General features: G+C 45.2%; 4 protein-coding genes. 3 read left to right on the plus strand and 1 reads right to left on the minus strand.

Going from position 1 to position 8101, the window contains the following annotated elements:
- From BACCELL_RS13635 to meaB, 3 genes are all read left to right on the plus strand, one after another.
- Positions 1 to 3972 (plus strand): alpha-2-macroglobulin family protein (locus BACCELL_RS13635; RefSeq protein ID WP_007212413.1); only part of this gene is annotated, 3972 nt, incomplete at its 5' end.
- Positions 3973 to 4043: 71 nt separating this feature from the next.
- Positions 4044 to 5114, plus strand: a complete 1071-nt coding sequence (locus BACCELL_RS13640) for a DUF1573 domain-containing protein (protein WP_007212414.1) — start codon at positions 4044 to 4046, stop codon at positions 5112 to 5114.
- A 66-nt stretch (positions 5115 to 5180) separates the two neighbouring features.
- Positions 5181 to 6281, plus strand: a complete 1101-nt coding sequence (meaB, locus tag BACCELL_RS13645) for a methylmalonyl Co-A mutase-associated GTPase MeaB (RefSeq protein ID WP_007212415.1) — start codon at positions 5181 to 5183, stop codon at positions 6279 to 6281.
- Positions 6282 to 6370: 89 nt separating this feature from the next.
- Here meaB and BACCELL_RS13650 read toward each other — a convergent pair whose 3' ends face one another.
- Positions 6371 to 7282: a DMT family transporter gene (locus BACCELL_RS13650; RefSeq protein WP_007212416.1), complete on the minus strand. Its 912-nt coding sequence runs from the start codon at positions 7280 to 7282 to the stop codon at positions 6371 to 6373.
- Positions 7283 to 8101 lie beyond the last annotated feature (819 nt).

Genomic DNA, 8101 nt, shown 5'->3' on the forward strand with positions numbered 1-8101 from the left:
ATTGGAGAGAAAAAAGTCCGTACCAATGAATTTGGTTCGTTTACCACAGAGTTTATACTGCCTGCTGCCTGCCTGAATGGATCTTACACGATTGAAGTTGAGGAAACTGATGGCCGGGCATTTATACAAGTGGAAGAATATAAGCGTCCTACATTCGATATAGTTTTTGATCCTCAGAAGGATTCCTATCAAGTAGGAGACAGCGTACAGGTGAAAGGTACGGTGAGTTCCTTTAATGGTGTGCCTTTGCAAGGGTTGGAACTGAGTTATACCGTAACCCGTAGTCTGTTTTCGTGGTGGAGATCTTATGGGCAGAGTTCCACTTCACTGGCTTCCGGCACAGTGACGATAGGAGATGACGGAATGTTCTCTATTCCTGTCCGCCTGCAAGGTGTGAAAGGGGAGAATGCCGGTTTTTATACCTATCAGATAGAAGCCTCTGTAACCAACCAGGCCGGTGAAACACAAAGTAGTGTGACCACGCTGTCAGCAGGCAACCGTTCGCTTGTTTTGTCTGTCGAAACGGAAGAGCGCATTTGTAAGGATGACAGTATCCGCCTGACATTCGTGGCGCGGAACTTGAATATGCAACCCGTTGCCGTGAAGGGTGATTATCGCCTGGTACAAACTGTAGATGGAAAACAGGAAGTCCGTTTCAGCGGACAGTTTACCTCGAATGTGGAAGTATTGTTGCCGGAATGGAAGAATTTACCTTCAGGTGCTTACGAACTACAATTAGCAGCCAAGGACGATCAGGGTAGGGATGTTGATTACAAGCAAAATATCGTACTCTTCTCCTATGACGACAATCGCCCTCCGGCAGATTCACCTGTTTGGTTCTATGCACGCAATGCGGAGTTTGATGCCGGACACCCTGCTCAATTCTGTTTGGGGACTTCTTATAAGGATGCTTATGTCATGCTGGATGTATTCAGCGGTAAAAAGCGTTTAAGCAGTGCGGTGCTTCAATTATCCGACTCTATTGTTCGTTTTGATGTTCCTTATAAAGAGGAGTATGGAGACGGGATAGAGTACCTGTTTGCTTTTGTCAAGGGTGGTGAATTCTATTCTGAAAAGGTCAACTTACAAAAGCGTATGCCGGATAAAGCACTGACAATGAAATGGGATGTATTCCGTGATAAGTTGCGTCCCGGACAAGAAGAGGAGTGGCGTCTGACGATAAAGACACCGCAAGGTACACCGGCTGATGCTGAGATGCTTGCTACTATGTACGATGCTTCTTTGGATAAGCTGTATCCCAATCGTCAGAATTTTAATGTGAACTATCCCCGTTTCAATCCTCAGATATATTGGTCTTATGGATATACAGGTGGAGCTTTCTATTCTTGTCATTTCTCGATGAAGGAGTGGAAAATTCCAGCATTTATCTACGATACTTTTTATTCGGAAGAAGGCATAAATGAAGCAATGATAATCGGATATCGTTCTGTGAAGAGAACGGATGTAACAGGAAGCGTACAGGTGAGGGGCATAGCATCTCCGCAGACAAAAATGATGGCTATGGCGGATAATGCTTCTGCTGATCTGACAAATATGTTGGCCGGAAAAGCGGCAGGTCTAATGTTTGAAGAAGAAATGTCGCAGGAAATTGGACAGACGGCTGATGATGTAGAGTCGGGCAATACCCCCGAACTACGTACAAACTTCGCTGAAACGGCGTTCTTCTATCCGCAACTGCGCACCAATGAACAAGGTGAGATTTCCTTCTCCTTTACGATGCCACAAAGTCTGACGCGTTGGAATTTCTGCGGATATTCCCATACAAAGGGAATGTTGACCGGTCAGTTGGATGCTTCTGCTGTTACGGCGAAGGACTTCATACTGTCTCCCAATATGCCGCGTTTTGTACGGGTAGGGGATAAGACCAGCATTGCTGCAACCATTACCAATCTGACAGGTAAATCTTTGAAGGGAACTACGAAATTTATTCTTTTTGATCCGATGACGGATAAAGTGATTTCCACTCAACGCCAAGCTTTCACGGTAGAAGCCGGGAAGACGGTTCCTGTAAGCTTCCGTTTCACAGTGACGGATAAACAGGATATGTTGGGTGTACGCATGATTGCTGACGGTGGCACATTCAGTGATGGCGAACAGCACTTGTTGCCTGTATTGAGCAATAAGGAATACATTACTGAAACCCTTGCCATGCCGGTACGTGGTGAAGAAACCCGTACGTTCTCTTTGGACAGCCTGTTCAATTACAACAGCCGCACGGCCACCGACCGCCGACTGACAGTAGAATTTACAGGTAATCCCGCCTGGTATGCCGTACAGGCATTACCCGTATTGAGTCAGCCCCGTACAGATAATGCTACAGCATGGGCAGCCGCTTATTATGCTAATTCCCTTGCTTCTTACATTGCCAACAGTCAGCCGCGCATTAAAGCTGTATTCGACAGTTGGCGCATGCAAGGCGGTAAGAAAGAAAACTTCCTCAGCCAGTTACAGAAGAACCAAGAGGTGAAGAATATCCTTCTCGAAGAAAGCCCGTGGTTGCTGGAAGCTACTACTGAATCCGAACAGCAAGCGCGTATTGCTACTTTGTTCGATCTCAATAATCTGTCGAACAATAATATGACCACCCTTATTAAACTACAGGAATTACAAAATGCCGATGGCGCCTGGAGTTGGTACAAAGGTATGCCGGGTAGTCGCAGTATGACGGGATACATCACCGAACTCCTTGTCCGCTTGCCGTTGCTTACCGGACAACAGAACTCCGCTGATGCCCTTTCCATGCAGCAAAGAGCTTTCAACTATTTGCATAGCCAGGCATTGCAGGAATATCAGGATATCCGTAAAGCAGAGAAAAACGGGACGAAGATCGATAATCTTTCATATCCGGCAATGACGTATCTCTATCTGATAGCTATCTCCGGTGAAAGAGTGCCTTCTGCCAATGAAGCCGCTTATCGCTATTTCCTCTCTATGGTCGGCAAGAACCTGAGTTCAAATGCAATGGGAGTCAAGGCGCAATCAGCTATCATTCTGCAAAAGGCAGGTCGCACGGCTGAGGCTAACGAATTTATCGCTTCTATTAAAGAGCATCTGGTGCAAACCGATGAACGGGGTGCATACTTTGCTTTCTATGAAAGACCTTTCCTTTGGGGAACACAACCTATTTCCGTTCATGTGGAGGTAATGGAAGCCCTGAGGATGGCAGGAGGCAATGATGCATTGGTGGAAGAAATGAAACTTTGGTTACTGAAGCAGAAACAAACTACAAGTTGGAATTCACCTGTTGCAACGGCAGACGCTATTTATGCATTGCTTTGCCAAGGGAGTGACTTGTTGGCATCACGTGGTGATGTACGCATTGTTCTTGGCCGTAAAGTGCTGGAAACATTCTCACCTGCCAAGACCACAGTTCCCGGATTGGGATATATCAAGGAAAGCTTTGCAGAAGGTAGTCCTGAATTGCGTGCCAAGTCCATTACTGTGGAAAAGAGGGATGCAGGCATTGCCTGGGGGGCAGTCTATGCACAATATCTGTCACCTATTTCCGATGTAAAACAGCAAGGTGGTGAACTGGCTGTAGAAAAGAAACTCTATGTAGAGCGTACTTTGACAGGTGGAAAGAAAGAATTGCAACCCATCACCGCTTCCACGCAACTGGCGGTAGGTGATAAAGTGGTTTCCCGTCTGACGATACGTCTGGACCGTGCCATGGATTTCGTTCAACTGAAAGATCAGCGTGGTGCCTGCTTCGAACCGATGAATTCACTTTCCGGTTATCGCTGGAACGGTGGAATAGGTTATTATGTGGAGATAGAAGATGCTTCCACTAATTTCTTTTTCGATAGTCTGAGCAAGGGTGTATATGTGTTGGAATACAGTTACCGCGTTGCCCGTAGCGGGCAGTATGAAGCCGGGCTGGCAACAATTCAATGTGCCTACGCTCCCGAGTATGCAGCTCATTCAGCATCAGTGAAGGTCGAGGTGGAGTAGAAATTTTAAAACCTGCTTTTAGGAACTCTCATTTAAAACACCTACTTTTGTGCATCCTAAAATGAAAACGAATGAAACGAACCTTGATATGTATATATGCGCTTGCCGCCGTAGCACTGACTGCTACGGCGCAACCGCGTTTTTCATCCAATAAAGAAACTCACAACTTCGGACAGATCGAATGGAAACATCCCGTTAGCGTGCAGTATGTCATTACCAATACGGGCGATCAACCTCTGGTGCTTACTGATGTAGACCCTTCCTGTGCCTGTTCCGTAGCCCAGTGGACACAAACTCCCATTGCTCCCGGTGAAAAGGGGAAGATCGTCGTCGATTTTGATGCTAAGGCATTGGGGCATTTTGATAAGTCCATAGCTGTTTATTCCAATGCGCAGCCCAATCTGGCTTATCTGCACTTTACAGGTGAGGTGGTGCGCGAGATAAAAGACTTTACGAAAACCTATCCTTACCTTATCGGACAGATACGTATTGACAAAAATGAGATTGATTTCCCTGATACGCACCGTGGCGAAAAGCCTGTCATACGGATTGGCGTAGTGAATCTGTCGGATCGTTCGTATGAACCGGTATTGATGCACCTGCCTTCCTATCTGGATATGAAAGTAGAACCGAACGTGCTTCAGAAAGGTGAGAAAGGGCTTATCACATTAACTCTCAACACAGAGAAACTGACAGACCTGGGACTGACACAGGCATCAGTTTACCTGTCACGCTTCACAGGTGACAAGGTGAGTGATGAAAACGAGATACCTCTTTCTGCTATTCTCCTGCCTGATTTCTCTGGTATGACCGATACGGACAAGGCGAATGCTCCGGTAATCCGTCTTTCGGAGACAGATATAGACCTGAGCGCACAACTGGCTAAGAAGAATAAGGTGAAATATGATATACAAATCACCAATACCGGACGCTCTCCGTTGCAAATCAGTAAATTGCAGGTGTTCAATCCTGCTTTAGGAGTAAGTCTGAAGAAGAGCGTGTTGCAGCCGGGCGAAACCACCCGCTTGCGTGTGACGATAGATAAGAGGAATATCGCCAAGAAGAAACGCCACCTGCGCATTCTGATGATTACGAATGATCCGATGCAGCCTAAGGTTGAGATGAATATCAAAGCGAGTTAAAGATTTATGATTTCATAAATCATAAATCTTATCATAAATCATAAATTAGAAATCATAAATCTTATCATGGAACATCCTGAAAACGATGAATCCTATAAAGGATTGGTTGTCAATGCAGGCATTGAGCAACCTTCGTCTGTCAATCCCTATCGCCGCCCGAAACCTAAAAAGCGTCAGCGTTCCGTAGCGGAGTTTGTAGAAGGTATTGTAAAAGGAGACGTCACTGTGCTGAGTCAGGCGGTTACTTTAGTGGAAAGTGTGAAGCCCGAACACCAGGCATTAGCACAGGAAGTTATTGAGAGATGCCTGCCTTACTCAGGGAACTCTATCCGTGTGGGGATCAGTGGCGTGCCTGGAGCCGGAAAAAGTACCTCGATTGATGTCTTCGGCTTGCATGTGTTGGAAAAATACGAAGGTAAGCTGGCAGTGCTTGCCATCGACCCCAGTAGCGAGCGCAGTAAGGGCAGTATCTTGGGTGATAAGACGCGTATGGAGCAACTCTCCGTCCATCCCAAATCTTTCATCCGCCCCAGTCCGTCGGCAGGTTCTTTGGGTGGGGTAGCCCGTAAGACGCGTGAAACGATTATTCTTTGTGAAGCTGCCGGTTTCGATAAGATCTTTGTAGAGACGGTAGGTGTGGGACAAAGTGAGACGGCTGTACACTCTATGGTCGACTTCTTCCTGCTTATCCAGTTGGCCGGAACAGGCGACGAACTGCAAGGCATCAAGCGTGGTATCATGGAAATGGCGGACGGTATTGTTATCAATAAGGCAGATGGTGATAACCTGGAGCGTGCTAAACTGGCCGCATCGCAATTCCGCAATGCTCTGCATCTGTTTCCTGCTCCCGAGTCAGGATGGACGCCACAGGTGATGACTTATTCCGGTTTCTATAACCTGGGTGTGAAAGAGATTTGGAAGATGATTTACGACTATATTGCTTTTGTGAAAGATAACGGTTATTTTGAATATCGACGTAACGAGCAAAGCAAATACTGGATGTACGAAAGCATCAATGAACGTCTGCGCGATAGTTTCTACCACAATCCGGCCATAGAAGCCATGTTAAGTGATAAAGAACAGCAAGTACTGCAAGGCAAACTCACTTCCTTTGTTGCAGCAAAGAGCTTGCTAGATACCTATTTCGGAGAATTGAAGAAGAATTAGTTACGAGCTACAGAGCTACAAGCTACAAGTAGCTGCGCTATCATGCCGCAAGGCACTTGTAGCTTGTAGCTCTGTAGCCCGTAACTAATTCACGCTTTTTTCCCTTCCTTCTCAAAGTCCGCCTTCGATTTACTCTTCGTTACGATATATACGCCAAGGAATACTAGGGCGATAGCTACACCTTTTTCCCAACCGAATACACCCAGTCCCATGATAATGGCGGCAATAGAAGCTACGATGGGTTGCATATAGTTGTACATACTCACCACTGTGGGCCGCAGCAACCTTTGGGCGGTCATAATGAAGATATAGGCAAGGAAGCTACCACCTATTACCACGTAGCCCACTTGTACGTATGCCGCGGTAGAAATTTCCGTCCACTGAATACCTGCCACATCATGATAAGAGAATGGAATATAGCACATGGAGGCATAGATAAACATCCATTTATTCAATGTGATGGGAGAATATTTCTGCGATAAGCCCTTGAACACAGTCAGATAAATAGAAAAGCTGATTTGCGCTACCAGGCAAAGCAAGTCCCCGATAATACTGCTGTTACCGTTGCTTGTGGCCTGACTGCTTAATATAAGTGTCAGCGCTCCCATGGCCCCTACAAAAATACCCAGTACTTTCAGGTTCGTGATAGGTTCCTTCAGATAAATGGCAGCGATAATCATGGTTACGATAGGAAGTGTGGTTGTCACGATGGAGGCATCGATGGGGGAAGTCATTGAAAGCCCGAAGATATACACTCCTTGATTGAACACCAGTGCAAAAAGTGAAGCAAAGAAAATCTTCAGCATATCGCGGTGATCCACGTGTTCGTACTTACAGAATGCAGACAGTAGCCAGAAACAGGCGGCTGCACCTACCATGCGGAACGTAGTTACCGATAAGGCTGAAAACTCCATAAGTGCGGATTTGCCGATGGGCGCCATCAGTCCCCATAAAATATTGGCAGTCAGGGCGAATATGTGCCCTTGTACATTCTTATTCATACTCTTTTTTCTTTTGAGGCTGCAAAAGAACAACTATTTTTTGAAACTAAAAAGTCTTTTCTCTTTTTATATACTTGTAGTCTGTTGGAAGTATATATCGGATGTGTTGTATCTATATGTCGGACGTGTTGCATCTATATGTCGGATGTGTCGTATCTATATATCCAACGCCACCGATATATAGATGTTAAAGGAACAGGATGAAGAAGGGCGTTTAGCCTTCTAATACGATTCGTCCTATCAATCATGCTGTTCATGCAGTGTAAGGAAACCGGAAGATTTACTATTTCTCCTTTTTACAGGAAGTCAAGAGTTTGCCAGCAAGAAGTTAACTTCCTGTCGACAAACTCTTAATTTCTTGTCGACAAGAAATTGATACTTTGTAGCATCTTGATAATCAATGATAAAAATCACTTATACAAAAAGGCGTTTATATACATATATTACTTGGTTTCCTTACATACCTCTTACGTATTCTGTCACGGAATCGGACTTGCCTGAAATTACATAGCTTGTTGTGGATGAGAACAAGCAATGTAATCATTCATAACATTGCTTATTCCGGATCATAAGACTGCTTGTTTTCAGATGTTATTCAATACAATTAAGTGTTGTTTCTTCTTTCAGTCTTTCAGCTTTTCCTAAACTCCCTGTTCATCGGCATTTCAGCTGAAAGATACCTGAAACTACTATAAAACTGGAAGTTTCAGCCGTAACGCCGATGGACAGGGGATTCCGTGAGGTCTGAAAGAACGGAAAGAGTTTTTTCTCAAAAATAGCGGATACGGAGTGATACTTCATTTATAGTCCATAACGATG

Source organism: Bacteroides cellulosilyticus DSM 14838 (genome assembly GCF_000158035.1).
Classification (GTDB): domain Bacteria; phylum Bacteroidota; class Bacteroidia; order Bacteroidales; family Bacteroidaceae; genus Bacteroides; species Bacteroides cellulosilyticus.